Genomic DNA, 17,788 nt, shown 5'->3' with positions numbered 1-17,788 from the left:
GCGTCGGCGATAGACCCGTCATTTATCTCATGTTTGAGCACGATCTGATCCGAAAAACCGATCACACTTTTGGGGCCCCTAGCCCATCACAGCGCGGGCGCGCTTGCCGTGAAAATATTGCCTCAGCCAGGGATGCTGCGAGGCCTGCATGTCGGCAATCGATCCTGCAGCAATGATCTTACCGTTCCCTAAAACCGCGATGCGGTCGCAGGCCGTATAAAGGCTGTCGAGATCGTGAGTTACCATGAAAACCGTCAGGCCCAAAGTACGCTGCAGGGTGCGCACCAGCTCGTCAAAATCCCCGGCGCCGATCGGATCGAGCCCTGAGGTCGGCTCGTCCAGGAACACCAGCTCGGGGTCGAGCGCCAGCGCGCGCGCCAGCGCCACGCGCTTGATCATGCCGCCCGACAGTTCCGACGGATAGCGATCGGCGACTTCGGGCCGCAGGCCCACCATGCCAAGCTTGGCCACCATGATCTCGTCGAGCAGCCGCTGCGAGACGTTGAGATATTCGCGCACCGGAAACTGGATGTTCTGCCGCACGGTAAGAGAAGAAAACAGCGCGCCTTGCTGAAACAGGATGCCCCAGCGGCGCTCGACGCCGCGGCGTTCGGAGGCGCTCGCCGCATCGAGATCGACGCCGAACACCTCGATGCGTCCACTGAGCTTGGGCACGAGGCCGATGATGGTGCGCGTCAGCACCGATTTTCCGGCGCCCGACGGGCCGACAAATCCCAAGATCTCGCCGCGCTTGACGTCGAGGTTGAGTCCGTCGAGCACCCGCGTCTTGCCGAACTGCACGGTGATGTCGCGGACCCGGATGATGGCGTCGGAGATTTCGTCCGCCATGGTCACATTCCGATCGACGCGAAGAAGATGGCGAACACGCCGTCCATCACGATCACGAAGAAGATTCCCTTCACCACCGAGGACGTCGTGTGCTGCCCGAGCGATTCAGCGCTGCCCTGCACGGCCAGTCCCTCGACGCAGGCGACGATGCCGATGACAGCCGCCATCACCGGCGCCTTGATGAGACCAACGACGAAATGGTCGATCGAGATGGCATCGCGCAGCCGCAGCAGGAAAGCCTCGGGCTCGACCCCGCCATAGAGCCACGCCACCAGCCCGCCGCCGTAAAGCGCCGCCATCGCGCCGAGGAACGCCAATATCGGCAATGCCAGCACCAGCGCCAGCATCCGCGGCAGGATCAAAACCTCAATCGGATCGAACCCCATGGTGCGCAGCGCGTCGATCTCTTCCCGCATCTTCATCGAGCCGAGTTCGGCGGTGTAGGCCGAGCCCGAGCGTCCCGCTACCATGATCGCCACCAGGAGCACGCCGATCTCGCGCAGCACCAGCACGCCCAGCATGTCCACCACGAAGATGTCGGCGCCGAATTTGCGGAAATGGAAAATGCCCTGTTGCGAAATGATACAACCAATCAGGAACGTGATCAGCACCACGATCGGCACGGCGCGCCAGCACACCTGCTCCAGGTGATGGATGGTCGAGGTCAGGCGGAAGTGGCGGGGACGAATCAGGACACGGGCGGCCGCGGCGAGCACCGCGCCGAGCATATCGATCAACCCGATCAAGGTGCCGCCGATGCCGGCCACGGCGCGGCCGATCTGCTCCAGCATGCCTGATATCGTCAGTCGGTCGGTTTCGACGATTGGCTCGGCCTTCACCCGCCGCACCTCGTCGACCAGGCTGGAATAATTGGCCGAGAGCCCGGCGATCTGGGCCTCGATGCCGCCATGGGTCAGGCTGCGGCGCAGCCGCTCGATTAGCCAGGCGCCGAACGTGTCGAGCTTCGACACCTGCGAGACGTCGATGGAGATGTTGGGCCGGGTGCCGCTGAGCTTCTCGGCGTCGGCGACCATTCGTTCCAGCACCGGCGCAAAGCGCGCCGTCCAGGAGCCGGCTGCACACAGCGCCAGCCCGTTGCCCCTGGCTATCCGCTCCAATGTCGGGTCGCCGCTCACCAATGCCCACCCCTCGGCCGATACCGATGCGAATCCCTTGGGTTCCGCACGCCGTATTGCCTTGTCGAATCTGTCCCTAACCAGCCATAGTTGGTAGCGGCGGGCAAGCTTGCGGTTCAGAAAATTGCCAGATTTTAAAATGACTTCCGGCCTATCTCGAAAGCTTGCCGTCAGCATCGAACGCTGGCCCATCGCAGGCGCGTTCACGATCAGCCGCGGCGCCAAAACCGAAGCGGTCACCGTCGTCGCTGCCGTGAGCCACGGGGACTGTGCCGGGCGCGGCGAATGCGTGCCCTACCCGCGTTACGGCGAGACGGCGGAAGCGACGCTTGAAGCCCTTAATGCGATGCAGGAACCTCTTGCCAAGGGACTGGACCGAGCGGCGCTGCAGGCGGCGATGCCGGCCGGCGCCGGCCGTAACGCGCTGGATTGTGCGCTGTTGGATTTCGAAGCCAAGAGCTCCGGCCAACGAGTCTGGACCCTGCTCGGACGGCCGGCGCCGCGCCCCTGCACCACCGCCTTCACGATTTCGCTGGGTACGCCGGAGGCGATGGCGTCGGCAACGGCCAGGGCCTCGCATCGGCCGCTCCTAAAGATCAAGCTCGGCGGCGATGGCGATGACGCGCGGATATCAGCGGTTCGCAAGGCGGCTCCCGATTCCGAATTGATCGTCGATGCCAACGAAGCCTGGACGGCGGACAATCTCGAATACCACCTCGCCGCCTGCGCCAACGCCGGGGTCACGCTGGTCGAGCAGCCGTTGCCGGCCGGGCGCGACGAGGCGTTGGCCAGCATCAAGCGCCCGGTCGCGGTCTGCGCCGACGAAAGCGTGCATGACCGCGCCTCGCTCGAAGGCCTGCGCGCGCGCTATGATGCTGTCAACATCAAGCTCGACAAGACCGGCGGGCTGACGGAGGCGCTCGCGATGGCGGATGCCGCCCAGGCGCTAGGCTTCGAGATCATGATCGGCTGCATGGTCGCGACCTCGCTGGCGATGGCGCCGGCCATGCTGCTCGCGCAGCAGGCGAGATTCGTCGATCTCGATGGCCCCCTGTTGCTGGCGCGCGACCGCGACGGCGGCCTGCGCTACGACGGCAGCCTGGTCTATCCGCCGGAAGCCGCCTTGTGGGGCTGATGCGCGAGCCGGTCCCGCGCGAGCCAGACCACCAGCCCGCCGAGAGCGGCCATCGCCGCCATCAGGTAGTAGATGCCTTGTCCCCAGGTCTCGTAGATCGTGCCTGACGCGACCGAGGCGAGGCCGGCGACGATGCCGCCGCAGGCGGTCAGATAGCCCTGTGCGCGCGCCATCACGTGGCCGGGCACGTGATGCAGCATCAATCCCATGATGCCGACCTGCGTCAGCCCGAAACTCAGCGCATGCGCGAGCTGGACGATCGCAAGGATAGCGAGCGGCAGGTCCTGCGCCGTCAACACCCAGCGCGCGGCCGCGCTCAGCGCCGCGATCACCACCAGCATCGACGGCTGCAGGGTGAACCGCGGGGACAGCGCGAACAGCACGATCTCGGCGATCACGCCGAGCACCCACAGAACTGCAATCGTCAGTCCGTCGAACCCCGCTTGTTGCCAGGCAATCGACGCGAAAATGTAATAGGCGGCATGGCTGCCCTGGATCAGCGCCGACGCCACGTTGATCGCGATGAAGCCGCCGTCGCGCAGCAATGTGCTCGCGCCCCCGGTGACCGGGCGGGCGCTCTTGACGTCGTCCAGCGGCTGCAACGCGAGGCTGGCGAGCGCCCCAAGCGCCGCCGAGCCGGCGATGATCCAGATCAGGTTTCGGGCGGCGATAAGGTCGAACAACATTCCGCAGACCAGCGCGCCCAAGACGAAGGCGGCCGAGCCCCACAGTCGCAACGGCCCATAGTTGAGGCCGTAGCGCTTCACTCCCCGTAACGCATAGGCATCCGTGAGCGGCACCATCGGCGTCCACAGGCAGCAGGTCAGCGCGTAGATCAGGAACACCAGCACCGGCAAATGCTGGGTGCCCAGCACGAAAAAGCCCAAAGCGGTGGCAAAGGCGGTCAAGATGATGCCGCCGCGCAAGGCCTGCCGCCGTTCCGCAAGGCCCGTCACCACCGGAAGGACGGTAAATCGGCTCACCGGCGGCACGGCCGTGATCAGCCCTATCCAAAACGCATCGATCCCGACCGCCTTCAACCATACCGTGAAAAACGGCAGATGGGTGCCGGTCATGCCGAACAGCGTGCCATAAAACAGCGCCACCCGGGTCGCGAATCGCTTCGATGCACCTTGAGAAGCGATGGGGATTTGTGATTCGCTTGGCATCAATTCAATTGCGATTCGGTCAATATCGTGTTGTTTCGTTATCGCAATGCGCGCCGATTTGCGCGAAGAGTTTGACATGGCCGACGAAGCATTCGCCCTTTCGCCGATCTCAGCACGCGCCGCGCTGCCGAGCGAGGAGGACTATGCTGCGATCGCCGAAGCCTTCATGGAGACTTCGCGGGGCCGCTGGTTCCTGACCGAATACGCCAAGCGCAACCGCAATGCCGACACCCGCATGGTGCTGGACGCGGTGGCGCGGATCGAGCAAAGCCTCGCCGCCCAACGGGAAGAGACCCTTCAGCGGGAAGCAAACCTCCAGCGGGAGGAAGGCCTTTCGGCGCAGCAGGCGGCCGAGGCCGTCGCTGCGGCTGCCGCGGCGCAAGAGCGCCTGACCGAGGCGCTTGCCGCCATCCGCGGCGCGGTCGAGGCGGCCGAGGAATCGGCGGTCGAGGCGCTCGACAGCCTCGCACTGGAGCAGCGGCTGGCCCCGGTCCGCAAGGGCGCGCGGGTGCTGCGCGAAATCGCCTGGCGGTTGCGGGAAATCGGCAATGACGGGCGAATTTGCGACCTGATCGATTCGCAGGTCACCGTCATCGAAAAGGGCACCGAACAGTTCTCATCCGAGGAGGCGCGAGCAGCGCTGCGTGCGGCCTTCGCCGCCCTCCAGGGCCGGCTTGTGGAATTCGGAGACGACGACCAGTCGCCAGCGCCGGCTGCCGAGTCCGAGGCGGCGGCGCCTTCCCCGACCGCGCAGGAAATGCCGCCGGCAGCGGAGACAGCCTTCGCGCAGGAAGCACCGGAAACTGCCGAGACGCCGTTCGCTTCGATGGCCGCATCCGCGGAGGCCGTGCTGACGCAAGCGGAAACGGCGCTGGCTGCCGAAAGCGCCACGGCTCCGGAGGCCTCGGTCCAAGATACCTCTGTGCAAGACGCGACCGTCCAGCACGCGGCCGCCCAAGACGCTGCTGCCCAAGACGCTGCTGCCCAAGATGCTGCTGCCCAAGACGCAGCTGCCCAAGACAACTCCGTCCAGAACGCCGACGCCCAAGACGCTGATGCGCAAGACGAGGCGCTCCTCGACATGATCGCGATGGAGATGGGCGCACCGGATCCGATCAGCGACGAGGAGATGGCCGAAGCGATAGCCGAGCAGGTCCGCTTGGCGGAGCCTCCCAAGATCGTCGCCGAAGCGCCCGAACCGGTCGCCACACCGTCGCCGCCGGTCCAACAGACGGTTCAGCCGCCTCCGCCGCCCGCTGCCGCACCAGCACCCGTCGCGGCAGTAGAAGTGTCGCTCGGCTCGACCCTCATCGCGAGCGGCATACTGCGAAAGCCGGTCACGGCGGCCAACGACCCGCTGGCGCCGATCCGGCGCATGAGCCAGGCCGAGAAGATCGCGTTCTTTTCGTAAGAGCTCTGCGCCGCCGCCTGGAGACCGCGCCGGCTTCCATGACGCATCCGCAGCAAAGTGGGGCACCAGATCGCCCGGACGTCCCTAACAGAAAAAGGAGCGAGATGACGATTCGAAGAAAAGCCATCTCGCTCTAGTAGGCAGGGAGGAGCTACGCGCTTCGGGTGGTAGGCTGCCACGCGTAAGCCAACCACCCGATGCCATGGGATATCAGATCGACGCCGAGCAGGAATCCGAGGACCCACAAGCCGGTCATCGGAAATCCAGTCAGAATGACGAGGCCAGCCACTACGCCGAACGCGCCGGATAGCAGCATGATCCAGCCCGCCTCTCGCCAATGGCTGATGACGATCAGGATGCGGACGAAACCGGAAATCAGCAACACCAGGCCGAGGACGTAGGTGAGAATCAAGGCGCTGGCGACCGGCTGGCCCACCAGCACGACGCCAAAGGCGATGTACAGGATGCCGAGAAGCACCTGCCATACGAATCCTCCCCATCCCTTGGTCCAGAATGCATGGACGATCTCGAAGGCGCCGGCGACGATCGAAACCCAGCCGATGAAGATGGTGCTGATCACGGTGACGAGCATGACGTCGCCGAGAACCAGGAAGCCGGCCAGGATCAAGGCGAGTCCAAGCAGAACACAGATCCAGAACGGCGGCGCAGGCAGGTTGGTGACGCCCATCGGCGAGCTGTTGTCAATTGTGGTCATGGCAGTCTCCTCACTTCACGTCTCATCGCACCCTCGAGCAGCGTGGCCATCACCGCCATCGCCAGCCGCAGACGCGACGGCCGCGGTGCCACCAACAGACCCAACGGCGACGCCGACGACGATGCCAGTGATGAGGGGGACGCGACGGCCGCGTGGGCGGCCGTCCAGGCGGTCGTCGCGGTGGCCGTCCAGCCGGTGATCCAGGCGGCCGCGTGCCAGGGCCTTGAGTCTCGAGCTTGAAATCTCCGGCGTCCTTTCCAGGATCCTTCTGCACCGCGAACGGCGCCGCCTCGGCCATGCCTGGTGGCAGGCTTGTGGCCAGGCCGATGGTCACGGCACCGCACACCAGAGTCCGCAGCGCAGTGCGACGGTCGATTGCATCCATTGTTGTTCTCCTTCTTGGGACGCCCCTTTCCTCGCATGCTCATGCTGATCAGCCGGACCTCAATCGGTTACCGGGCGCATCACTTGGTATCTCGCCCGGCAGGTAATTTGGAAGCCGGCCCGCCGGGATGATCGCCAACAGCGCAAGACCGGCCATGATCAGCAGTCCGATCTTCAGCGCACGCAGCCGCGCTTCGGTATTCACGCGCACCGCTTCCTCGACCTGCTGCGGCGTCGCGGTCGTTCCTTCCATCACGCTCCGCAGCCGGTCGTTGCTGACGAAGGTGATGTTGTCGAGATCGACCTGGCTCTGGATCTCCTTCGGCAGCTCGGGGCTGGCCGCGATACTGCTGAGCGCGATCGCACTCAACAGACCGACCAGAAGCGCACCCGCCACCGCCGTTCCAACCGCAGCGGCAAGATTTTGCGTGGTGCCGCGCAGCGACCCGACGTCGCCTGCGAGTTCCTTGGGCGAGGCGGTGACCAGCACGTTGAACAACAGCGTCACCAGCGAACCCTGCCCGATCCCGAACAGAACCAGGCCGATCAGCACAGGAACCTCGCTCCAGTCGTTGCGCACGACAATGGCCAACCACACCAGACCAACCGTACACAGCAGGAAGCCGTAGCGGCCGATCTGCCGCGGCGTCAGCCGGTCGTAGACATTGACGATAAGCATCGCCGTGAAGAACACCGTCAGATTGAACGGCATCATCGCAATCGCAGTCGCAAGCGGCGAGCGGCCCTGCACGATCTGAATGTACAACGGCACTGAGAAATTGAGCGCCGCCTCCAGCGCGACCACGGCAAACAGCGCATAGACCGCACAGCGCTCTTCCGGCGAGTCGATCACCTCGAGCGCCAATAGCGGGGTCTTCCCGGCGGCCTGACGCCGATGCGTCCACATCAGGAATGCCTGCCCGAGCACCACGCCGAGAACGATCATGATCGGCGCCGGCGAAAGGCCAAGCAGGTCGAACGGCGCATTGGCGGTGGCCAGCGCTAGCCCCCATCCGTTCAGATTGTTGAAGCCGAAACTGATGAGCACGATCGCCGATGCCGCCAGAACCACACCGACGAAATCGATATGCACATCCGGGCGGCCATAGTCTCGCTTGAGACGGAAACTCAGGAGGAACACAATCGCGGAAACCGCGATCAGGATACCGAATGCCGGGCGCCAGCCGATATAGGTGCCGAGCACGCCGCCGATGATGAACGCCAGCACGCCGGCCGCCGCGCGCGCGGAGCCGAGCGCACCCACCGCCGTCGCCTGCTGCCTTCCCGTGTAATTCTCGGCAATCAGCGCCACCAGCGACGGTACGATCACGGCGCCGGCCGCACCGCAGAGCGCTTGCGCTGTGATCATCAACGTCGCCGTGGGGCTGAATGTCATCAGTATCTGCGACGCGCAGAACAGGATGACGGCGAAGCGGAACACCTGCAACGCGCCGAACCGCTGCGCGAGCTTTGCGCCGAGCATCACGAAACCGGCCACCAGCATGGAATAGGCCACGATGCCGGTCGCAACCGTCGTCGGCGGGACGCCAAAACTCTTCACCATCCCGCCGAGCGCTACTGGTAGCGAGGCGACGTTGTAGGACATGATCATCTGGCCGAGCGCGATGGCGATCATCGGTACCCATGACTCCCGCGCACCTTCCCGGATTGCTCCGATCGACATCGAGTGCGTCGCCATGGTGTCCTCCCGAGCGGCTCGGTTCCGGATCGATCGAGCTATCGGCTCGATCAATCCACTCTTTGCATCTGCTTCAGTTTTCCGGTTGCGATACGAACAGATCCATTCCCAGCCGCTGCGACAGGAATTTTGCCGCGAACTGCCCCTTCACGCTGTTGCCGGCCGCGTCGAGCGGCGGCGCGAAGGTACCGAAGCCGCCCTTGCCGGGAGAGACCGCGACGATGCCGCCGCCGATCCCGCTCTTGCCCGGCAGGCCGATGTCGTAGAGCCAGTCGCCCGACGTCTCGTATAGGCCGGCAGTAATCATCACGGTGAGCGCGTAGTGGCAGACCGCAGCATCCACTACGCGCTGCCGGGTGACCGGATTGACGCCGCCGTCCGCCAGCGTCGCGCCCATGACCGCCAGATCGCGCGCACTCACATTCAGCGAGCACTGCTTGGTATAGAGATCGGTCGCCTGCTTGGCGTCGCAATAGATGCGGTCGTAGCTCTGCAGCAGCCGGGCTATACTGCGGTTGCGATAGTTGGTTTGCGACGCCGAGGCGTACACCTCTTCATTGAGTGCAAGCTCGCGGCCGGCAAACCGTGACAGCCCGTCATGAATGAATTGCCATTGGCCTTCAGCCGTCAGGCCCGGCACGAGGCTGGTGGTCGCGATCGCGCCCGCGTTGACCATCGGGTTGGTGCGGCCACCGCCCTGCTCGATGGCCGCGAGGGAGTTGAAAGGCAATCCGGTGGCGTTCGCCCCAAGTCTTCTGCGCGCCTCTTCCGGGCCGATCGTCTCGCAAACAAGCGCGAACACGAACGGCTTCGATACGCTCATGATCGAGAATTCATAGTCGGTGTCGCCGGCCTCGTAGACACGCCCGCTGGTGCCGACGACGCAGACCCCGAACAGCTCTCGCGGCACCCTGGCGAGCGCCGGATAGACTTGTGAGTTCTGTCCGTCTCCGTTCGACTTGAAGCGCCGGTGCGCCTCCGACACAAGCTCTTGCACCAGCTCGGGTTCTGGCAGGTGTCCTGTCGAGATGTAGGGGCATTCTGTAGGTCCCGAAATCGAAGGTGAGTCCATCGGACTCCTCCATTCGGCTCGACATGCTGCGCCCAGATGATCGAGCCGTTCGGCAACACGCGTTACATGCTGATAGACGGTCTGCGTCGACCGTCTCAGCTTCGTTTGACTTGCACGTACCGTAACGCTTGAAAGTGCATCGAGTCAATCACACAACCTTAAAGTACGTTTGCGTCGGGTGTGTTCCGCTACACAACTTTGTGACAAATCACGCGAACGCCGATGGCTCCGTATCGACAAACCTCCGCGAATTAGCGACCAATTTGACCGAGCTAATGCGGTATTGAGCAATGACGAAGCCGATCTCCGAGCGACACGTCACCAAAGCCGCAGAGAACATGCTGGTCGATCCGTGCAACGGCGATATCGAGGATGATGCCGCCAGTCCGGGGCAGCGGTCGCTGCTGGCAATCGCCGGAAGCCTGCTGGTCGAAATCAGTTTGCCGAAGCTCTTGTTCGCCTGGACGATCTTGCTGTTGTTGCCGGCGGTGTTGCTCGGTCTGGCGCCGTTGCTGGCTTCGGCCTGGTTCTCCACCTTGTCGGAACAGCTTGCAGCCCTGACCGAAATCGGCGCGGCGCTGGTGCTGGCTGCGATCGTAGCGGCGGGATGGATCGGATGGCGTCCGCTGCTTCGGATCGCCGAGATCAATTTCTGGTCGCTCAATGCACTCGCGGTACAGCCCGGCTATGCGTTTGTGCGCGAAGCCTTGCGTCATCTGGCTGAGCTGATCGCGGGAAAAAACTTCACTCCTGCCGGCCGGGCGCGCTTGGGCAGCGCCAATTCGGTTGGCGCCGGCATCTTGTTGTCGGCATGCGCGGCGATGATCGCGATACTCGCCTGGCCTGCCTCGCGGTGGGCTGGTAACTGGAGCGATCTGCTCTTGCTGCATCGGCTCGCCGTGCCCACGCTTGCGAATGCCGTCGTACTGATGGCGGGCTATCTGGCGGTCGCATCGCTGGTTTGGGGTTTTGCCGATGCCAGCATGCCCCAACCGCTCGATCTTGCAATGTTCGATGCCGCCTCGGCCGAAGGCCGGATCTGGCGTGTCGCGCATCTGTCGGATATTCATGTGATCGGCGAGCAGTATGGCTTTCGCATCGAAAGCGGACGGGCTGGCCCGCGTGGAAATGGCCGGCTCAATCGAATCCTCGCGCGGCTGGCCGCCATCCATGCCAGCAATCCGCTCGATCACGTTCTGGTCACGGGCGACATGACCGACGCCGGTCGCGCCAGCGAATGGGCGTTAATCCTCGAAGCACTGGCGCGCCACCCGGAGCTTGCCGCGCGCACGATCCTGTTGCCGGGCAATCACGACGTCAACATCGTCGACCGCACCAATCCGGCCAGGCTCGACCTGCCGTTCAGCACCGGCAAGCGGCTGCGGCAAATTCGGACGCTGTCGGCGATGGCGGCCGTGCAAGGTGAACGGGTGCACGTCGTCGATGCCAACGGAAGACCGGCCGCTACGCTGCAACAGGCGCTGGCGCTGCACCGTGACGCGATCGTGGCCGTTGCGGAGTTTGGAGGTTTGCGCCGTGTCGCCGCGCTGCACAGCCTCTTCGACGACCAGTTTCCGATGATCCTGCCGCCGGAACCGGAAGATGGCCTCGGAATAGCCATCCTGAACTCGAATGCAAAGACCCACTTTTCCTTCACCAACGCGCTCGGACTGGTCTCCGTCGAACAGGCGCATCGCCTGGAGGCAGCCATCGGATATTTTCCACGGGCGCGCTGGATCGTCGCACTGCACCACCACCTGGCGGAATATCCCATGCCGGTGAAAGCATTTTCCGAGCGCATCGGAACGGCGCTGATCAACGGCAGTTGGTTCGTCCGCAGATTGGAAGCGCTGGGAGATCGCGCCGTCGTGATGCATGGCCACCGTCATATCGACTGGATCGGCGCGTGCGGCGGGTTAAAAATCATCTCCGCTCCGTCGCCCGTGATGGGTGCGACCGACGCTGCGGCGACGTACTTCTACATTCATTCCCTGACGGCCGGCCAGGATGGCCGGCTGGGCCTGTTGCCGCCCGAGCGGGTAGAGATCGAGGGCGAGACAGCCGACTAGGGCTTGCCGGGTTTCTCCGGCTCCGATCCGCCGAGCAGATCAGCAATCCAGCGGCTCGACGGATGCTGGGCACAGAAGGTGAGTATGGCGAGCGTGATGGGCACGCCGATGAAGGTTCCGAACAGGCCCCACAGGAACGTCCATAAGAAGATCGCAAACAGCACCACCACCGGCGAGATCGACAACAGGCTGCCGGCCACCCGCGGCTCGATGTAGCTGCCGACCGCGAACTGAATGATGTTCAGGCACACGAATACTCCGAGCACCGCCGGCCAGGTCTCGAACTGCGTCATCGCCAACAGGGTCGGAAACAGTGTCGCAACGAACGGGCCGATGAACGGGATATAGTTCAGCACGAAGGCGATCACGCCCCATTCGAACGCGAATGGCAGCCCGGTAATCCAGGCGAAGCTGCCGACCAGCAGGCCGGTGACCGCGCTCATCTGCGTCCGCACCAAAAGGTACTTTCGGAATTTCGCCGCGGTCGCTTCGCTGCCGTCGAGCAGCACGCGTGCTGCGGCACGGTTATCCAGCCGTTCGATGTTTCGCCTGATGCTCTCGACTTCGAGAAGCCCCAGCATGACGTAAACCAAGGCAATCACCCAGAAGCTGAGCGTCGTGTTCACCCGTCCGGTGACATATTGCGGTGGCGCGCAGCAGCCAGCTTACGTTGAAATGTTCAGCCCACAGGCCCGCAACCGAGACGCCGTGGCCGTCCAGCCAATTTACGGTCGCCGCATAAAGGGCCTGGTAGCGCGCCAGGTCGGCGAGCAGTGATTGCCCTACCCGACCAAATCCCCAGGCTGCGAGCGAGGCGAAGCCGAGGCAGATTGCCACGGTGGCGATGATGGTGATCGCCAGCGCGGCAAGTTTTGGCATCCAGGACTGCAACTGCTTCTGGATCGGCCACACAATCGCAATGATGAACAGTGCCGCCGCAAGCGGGGCGAACACCGTGCTCGCCTGAGCCAGCGCCGCCATGACCAGCACGGCTGCGATGATTCCTGTGGTGGTCTTTAGCCCGAAGCCCATTTTGGGTTCCTTCGACCGTTCAGCAACCCGAGATTGTCAGCGGCATCGCGCGTCGGCAAGCGTGGAAGCGCCGCGCGCTGCAACCGTGATCGCGGTCACGTACGACGGCCCGCACCCGGCTTAGCGTCCCAGCAAATCTCGCAACGAGGTCTCGCCTGAGGAGGCAGCCATGTCCCGCTTTAAGTCATCGCTATTGGGTGCCGGCCTGCTGGCAGGCCTGCTCGGCTTCGCTGGTGCGGCGTTGGCCGAAGCCCCGAACGTCGACATCCGCAACGGCATGCAAACGCCGCCGGCGGACCAGCGCGTCGCGCTGGTGATCGGAAATTCGAATTACCAGATCGCGCCAAAGCTCGCCAATCCCGGTAATGACGCGCAGTCGATGGCGCAGCTTTTGAACTCCGCCGGCTTCGAGGTCACCCAGGCCACCGACCTGACGCGCAGCGACATGGTCAAGGTCGTGCAGGACTTCTCCACCAGGGTCGCCGAGCGCGGCCCCGGCACCGTCGCCATGATCTATTATGCCGGTCACGGCGTGCAGGTGGCGGGTGAGAACTATCTGCTTCCAGTCGATGCGAAGATCGCTTCGCCGTCCGATCTTGACGGCAATTCGGTCCGGCTGGTCGATGTGATGGGCACGCTGGAATCGATCCCGAGCCGGATGCGCATCGTGGTGCTCGATGCCTGCCGCAACAATCCGTTCCCCGAGATCAACGACGCCGGACGGGGCTTGGCAATCGTCGATGCGCCCCGAGGCTCGATCGTCGGCTACTCGACCGCACCGGGTATGGAAGCGCAGGACGGCGACGGCAACCACAGCCCGTATACGTCAGCTTTCCTGAATGTCGCACGCGAGCCGAACCTGCCGATCGAGCAATTGTTCAAGCGCGTCCGGCTCGAAGTGAACAACACCACGTCCGGAAAGCAGACACCGTGGGAAAGTTCGTCGTTGACCTCCGACTTCTATTTCTTCGGCGATACCGCGGTCGCCGCAGGCCGCGCGCCGGATCGCCGCCCGATCATCCAGGCCGCGTCGAATCTGCCGTCGCGTTCGGTGCGCCAGGCTTACGACTACGTGCTGTCGGAAGGCTCGCCCGAGCACTATGAGGAATTCATCCGCCTTTACCCGCACGATCCGCTGTGCGACCACATCCGCCTGCTGCTCGGTAATCTGCGGATGGCGACGGCGTGGCACAAAGCGGTGGTCGCCAACTCGCCGTTCGCCTACAAGACGTTCCATGACAATTATTCCAACAGCCCCTACGCCAAGTCCGCGCTGAAGCTACAGGGCGCGCCGAAGGCCGTGCCACTGATGCAGTTCACGCATCTGGCGAAGCAGTCGCCGACATTTAAGCCGGGCAACATCGGTAGTTCACCCATACTCGGCATCTCCAAGCACAATCTTGGTGCCCAGGCCCACATGCCGGTGCCTTCCAAGATCATCACGCTGCCTGCCAAGGGCACGGCAACGAAAAACCCGATCAGTGGCATCAACAACGGCAACACGGGCAAGGTCACGACCCTGCCTGGCAAGCTCACTGGCAATAGTAGTGGTATTGGCGGAAAGGCCACGACCCCGCCCGGCAAGATCAACCCGATCCCTGTCAATGCCAGCAACAACAGCAGCAAGATCGGCAAGGGCACGACCTTGCCGCCCAGGATTCATAACAATCCGATGCGGGTCACCAAACCCATCACGACCAGGCCCATGATGGCCAGGCCGATGATAACCACCGCGCCGCGTCGGTTCAGCGGCGGCATGGGCGGCGGAGGAGGTTTCAGCCAGCGCTTCGCCTCGAGCCCGTCCCGCAGCTCGTTCGGCGGGTCATTCGGCGGCGGCGGCTTCAGGCGCTGAATAAGGAGCTCCGGACAACAAAAAAGCGGGCAGAGCACGTGCTCTGCCCGCCTCCGTTTAAGATGTGATGGTCAGGCGACCAGCTTGGCGAACAGGTCCGCGTCGACATTGCCACCGGAAAGCACGATGACGACGTTCTTTCCCCTGGCATCGATGCGGCCGGCCAACAGTGCGGCGAGGCCGACAGCCCCGCCTGGCTCGACCACCAGCTTCAATTCCCGGTAGGCATAGGCCACCGCCGCGCCTACCTCCTCGTCGGATGCGGTCACGCCGTTTGCGAGCAGCTTGCTGTTGATCGAGAAGGTGAGTTCGCCCGGCATCGCCGCCATCAGCGCATCGCAGATGGTGCGGCCGGCGGCGTGATGGGCCTCGCGATGGCCGGCGCGGAGCGACAAGCCGTGATCGTCATAGTCCTTGGGCTCGGCGACGATCACCTGCGCTTGCGGAAATTTTGCCTTCACGGCCGTCGCGACGCCGGCGATCAGCCCGCCGCCGGAGGCCGGCGCTACCACGATATCGGGCACGAGCCCGAGCGCTGTCATGTCCTCGGCGATTTCGCGGCCCGCAGTGCCCTGCCCTGCAATGACGAAGGGATCGTCATAGGGCCGGACCAGCGTCGCACCGCGTTTGCCGGCGATGCCGTTGGCGATCGCTTCGCGGTCCTCCTTGTCGCGGTCGTAGAGCACCACCTCCGCGCCATAGCCCTTGGTGCGCTCGCGCTTGGTGATAGGCGAGTCCGCCGGCATCACGATGGTGGCCTGCATGTTGAGGATCTGCGCCGCCGCCGCCACGCCCTGGGCGTGGTTGCCGGAAGAGAATGCGACCACCCCGCCGCCGCGCTTGTCCTGCGGGATCGAGGCCAGCTTGTTGAAGGCGCCGCGGAACTTGAACGATCCGGTCCGCTGCAGCATTTCGGGCTTCAGAAAGACTTTGGTCCCGACGCGCTCGTTGAGAACGGGGAACGACAACAGCGGCGTCCGCACCGCGAACGGGCCAACCACTCGCGCCGCCGCATCGATATCTGCAGCACCGACCGGTGCCGTTGAGGCTTTTTCCGTCATGCGCACTTTGTATCGCGCAAGCGGACCGGCGGGCAATACAGATTCAGGTGATATCAGGCGGCGAAATGCGGGTCCTCCGCCACAAATTCGGCCAGCTCGCCTTCCGGCCGCAGGGGACCAAGATTGAGGGCATGATGGACGAAAGCCCGTGCCGAGGCTTGCCAGCTATGGGCGGCAGCAAATTCCACGCATTCTTTTCGCGAAATCTGCAGCGCCTCCAGGCAGGCCGCGCGCAAATCCTCGTTCAGCACGCCAACCGGCGCCGAGCCGATCACGTCGCGGGGACCGTTGACCGGAAAAGCCGCAACCGGCAGGCCGCTGGCCAGCGCTTCCAGCAGCACCAAGCCAAACGTGTCGGTCTTGCTGGGAAAGACGAAAACATCGGCCGCCGCATAGATTTCGGCCAGTTCCTCGCCATGCCGCGCGCCGAGGAACACGGCGTTAGGATATTTGCGCTCCAGCGCCATCCGGGCCGGCCCATCGCCGACGATGAGCTTGGTGCCGGGCAGATCGAGATCGAGGAAGGCTTCGAGATTCTTCTCTACCGCGACACGGCCGACGCTGAGATATACAGGCATCGGCAGGCAGAGATCGGCGCTGCGCGGATGGAACAGCGAGGTATCGACGCCGCGTGACCACAGTACCACGTTACGAAAGCCACGCAGGCGCAGCTCAGCCGCCAGCGCCGGCGTCGCCGCCATTACCGCCCGGCTCGGCCGGTGGAAGGCACGCAGCGCCCACCAAACCCAGGATTCCGGAATCGGCGAGCGCGCCGACACATATTCCGGAAACCGGGTGTGAAAGCTCGTGGTGAACGGCAAGCCGCGCTTGCGGCAATAGCGCCGCACCAACAGCCCGATTGGCCCCTCGGTCGCGATATGTATGCTGTCGGGCCTTGCCGCTTCGATCAGTTGCGCGATCTTGCCGGGAAGCGGCAGAGCCAGCCGCAGGTCAGGATAGCTCGGCATCGCAAAGGTGCGAAATGATTGCGGCGTCAGAAAGCTCACCTCGACGCCAAGCCCCGTGGCCGCCTCCGTCATCGCGGTCAGCGTGCGTACTACCCCGTTGACCTGGGGATGCCACGCATCGGTCGCGACCAGGATATGCGTCATGCGGCGCGCGCCGCGACGCGGGGAACTGGCGCCGCCCTTCGCTGCGGATCGGTCCAGGTGATGATCTCGAACCGGCCGTCCTCGTGCTCGGCGAGCGCGGTGCAGCTTTCCACCCAGTCGCCGCAATTCATGTAGCGGATGCCGTGCTCGTCGCGGATGGTGGCATAGTGGATGTGGCCGCAGATCACGCCGTCGGCGCCGTGACGTCGCGCCTCGCCGGCCAGCGTCTGTTCAAACGCGCCGATGTAGTTCACGGCGTTCTTGACCTTCAGCTTCGCCCATTGCGACAGCGACCAATACGGCACGCCGAACATGCGGCGGAAGAAGTTGACGAGGCGATTCATCTGAATGGCGAAGTCGTAGGCCTTGTCGCCGAGATGGGCGAGCCAGCGCGCGTTCTGCACCACGAGATCGAAGATATCGCCGTGGATGACGAGATAGCGTTGGCCATCGACGCCGGTGTGAATGGTGTTTTCCACCACGTCGATGCCGCCGAAATGCGTGCCGTAATAGTTGCGCAGGAACTCGTCGTGATTGCCCGGCACGTAGATGACCTTGGCGCCCTTGCGCGCCTTGCGCAGCATCTTCTGCACGAAGTCGTTGTGCGATTGCGGCCAGTACCAGCTCGACTTCAGCGCCCAGCCATCGACGATATCGCCGACGAGATAGATGGTGTCGGCGTCGTGGCTTTTGAGGAAGTCCAGCAAACGGTCGGCTTGCGAGCCGCGGGCGCCGAGATGGACGTCGGAGATGAACAAGGTACGAAAGCGCCGTTCGGGGCTCTCTTCACTCAAGGAGTCACTACCCATACCTGTCCCCTGACAGATTTCTGTGACAGGGCGATGACTGTTCACGCCGCGATATTCCCGCGAGAATCAATGCCGCGCCCCACAACTTGCGGATAGCAGCGCGATGCGACAGACAAGCGACATTGGAGAGGCAACTTCTCGACGTTGTCTCTGCCTCGTGCGCAATCGCGCATTAACCCATCATCAACAGGGTCAATTATCGTGGAAGATTAACCATCCCCGTAATTCAACGGATGCGCCGCGACGCAAAAAGTCCCTGCGCGATTGCGCACCAGACAAGGAC

General features: G+C 63.9%; 14 protein-coding genes and 1 pseudogene. 5 read left to right on the top strand and 10 right to left on the bottom strand.

The features are described 5' to 3' along the window. Positions 1-78: 78 nt before the first annotated feature. A complete protein-coding gene (locus tag V1278_RS16145) occupies positions 79-849 on the bottom strand; it encodes an ABC transporter ATP-binding protein (protein ID WP_334381508.1) in 771 nt (256 codons plus the stop codon). Positions 850-851: 2 nt separating this feature from the next. Further along, positions 852-1,985, bottom strand: coding sequence for an MlaE family ABC transporter permease (locus tag V1278_RS16140; RefSeq protein ID WP_334381507.1), 1,134 nt, complete (start codon positions 1,983-1,985; stop codon positions 852-854). A 139-nt stretch (positions 1,986-2,124) separates the two neighbouring features. Here V1278_RS16140 and dgcA point away from each other — a divergent pair, with 139 nt between their 5' ends. Next, positions 2,125-3,120 (top strand): N-acetyl-D-Glu racemase DgcA, encoded by a 996-nt coding sequence (gene dgcA / locus V1278_RS16135; RefSeq protein ID WP_334381506.1) that lies wholly within the window; start codon positions 2,125-2,127, stop codon positions 3,118-3,120. Here dgcA and V1278_RS16130 read toward each other — a convergent pair. Beyond that, positions 3,090-4,289 carry an MFS transporter gene (locus V1278_RS16130; protein WP_334381505.1) on the bottom strand — a complete coding sequence of 400 codons (1,200 nt, stop codon included), beginning with the start codon at positions 4,287-4,289 and terminating at the stop codon, positions 3,090-3,092. The two genes, dgcA and V1278_RS16130, sit on opposite strands and share 31 nt — an antisense overlap. 76 nt (positions 4,290-4,365) lie before the next feature. Between V1278_RS16130 and V1278_RS16125 the strand changes: the two genes are divergently transcribed. Then, the gene (locus V1278_RS16125; protein ID WP_334381504.1) at positions 4,366-5,700 is read left to right on the top strand and encodes a hypothetical protein; all 1,335 of its coding nucleotides are present in this window, start codon (positions 4,366-4,368) and stop codon (positions 5,698-5,700) included. Between the two features lie 151 nt (positions 5,701-5,851). On the opposite strand, the gene V1278_RS16120 is transcribed toward V1278_RS16125, so the two are convergent. After that, complete coding sequence (locus tag V1278_RS16120; RefSeq protein ID WP_334381503.1) at positions 5,852-6,415, bottom strand: HdeD family acid-resistance protein; 564 nt, start codon at positions 6,413-6,415, stop codon at positions 5,852-5,854. A 42-nt stretch (positions 6,416-6,457) separates the two neighbouring features. Between V1278_RS16120 and V1278_RS16115 the strand changes: the two genes are divergently transcribed. Beyond that, complete coding sequence (locus V1278_RS16115) at positions 6,458-6,655, top strand: hypothetical protein (RefSeq protein WP_334381502.1); 198 nt, start codon at positions 6,458-6,460, stop codon at positions 6,653-6,655. A 193-nt stretch (positions 6,656-6,848) separates the two neighbouring features. Here V1278_RS16115 and V1278_RS16110 read toward each other — a convergent pair whose 3' ends face one another. Together V1278_RS16110 and glsA are read right to left on the bottom strand one after the other, a co-directional pair. Beyond that, positions 6,849-8,498 carry an MFS transporter gene (locus V1278_RS16110; RefSeq protein ID WP_334381501.1) on the bottom strand — a complete coding sequence of 550 codons (1,650 nt, stop codon included), beginning with the start codon at positions 8,496-8,498 and terminating at the stop codon, positions 6,849-6,851. Between the two features lie 73 nt (positions 8,499-8,571). Then, a complete protein-coding gene (gene glsA, locus V1278_RS16105; RefSeq protein ID WP_334381500.1) occupies positions 8,572-9,570 on the bottom strand; it encodes a glutaminase A in 999 nt (332 codons plus the stop codon). A 290-nt stretch (positions 9,571-9,860) separates the two neighbouring features. On the opposite strand from glsA, the gene V1278_RS16100 reads away from it, so the two are divergent. Next, on the top strand, positions 9,861-11,639 hold the full coding sequence (locus tag V1278_RS16100) for a metallophosphoesterase family protein (protein ID WP_334381499.1): 1,779 nt from the start codon (positions 9,861-9,863) through the stop codon (positions 11,637-11,639). Here V1278_RS16100 and V1278_RS16095 read toward each other — a convergent pair. Next, positions 11,636-12,671 (bottom strand): annotated as a pseudogene (locus V1278_RS16095) (AI-2E family transporter). The gene V1278_RS16100 and the pseudogene V1278_RS16095 overlap by 4 nt on opposite strands. 169 nt (positions 12,672-12,840) lie before the next feature. Here V1278_RS16095 and V1278_RS16090 point away from each other — a divergent pair. Beyond that, positions 12,841-14,523 (top strand): caspase family protein, encoded by a 1,683-nt coding sequence (locus tag V1278_RS16090; RefSeq protein ID WP_334381498.1) that lies wholly within the window; start codon positions 12,841-12,843, stop codon positions 14,521-14,523. Positions 14,524-14,594: 71 nt separating this feature from the next. Here the strand turns inward: V1278_RS16090 and V1278_RS16085 are convergent, their stop codons facing one another. Genes V1278_RS16085 through V1278_RS16075 form a run of 3 tightly spaced genes read right to left on the bottom strand, consistent with a single transcriptional unit; the run spans position 14,595 to position 17,505 of the window. Next, complete coding sequence (locus V1278_RS16085; protein WP_028348579.1) at positions 14,595-15,584, bottom strand: threonine ammonia-lyase; 990 nt, start codon at positions 15,582-15,584, stop codon at positions 14,595-14,597. Between the two features lie 53 nt (positions 15,585-15,637). Further along, on the bottom strand, positions 15,638-16,696 hold the full coding sequence (locus tag V1278_RS16080; RefSeq protein ID WP_334381497.1) for a glycosyltransferase family 4 protein: 1,059 nt from the start codon (positions 16,694-16,696) through the stop codon (positions 15,638-15,640). Then, complete coding sequence (locus V1278_RS16075) at positions 16,693-17,505, bottom strand: UDP-2,3-diacylglucosamine diphosphatase (RefSeq protein WP_334363788.1); 813 nt, start codon at positions 17,503-17,505, stop codon at positions 16,693-16,695. Before V1278_RS16075 ends, V1278_RS16080 begins: the two co-directional genes overlap by 4 nt. Positions 17,506-17,788 lie beyond the last annotated feature (283 nt).

The sequence above is a fragment of the Bradyrhizobium sp. AZCC 1577 genome, from assembly GCF_036924575.1.
GTDB lineage: Bacteria > Pseudomonadota > Alphaproteobacteria > Rhizobiales > Xanthobacteraceae > Bradyrhizobium.
The sequence above is the reverse complement of the archived record's forward strand: the minus strand, read 5'-3'. Positions and strand labels throughout refer to the sequence as shown.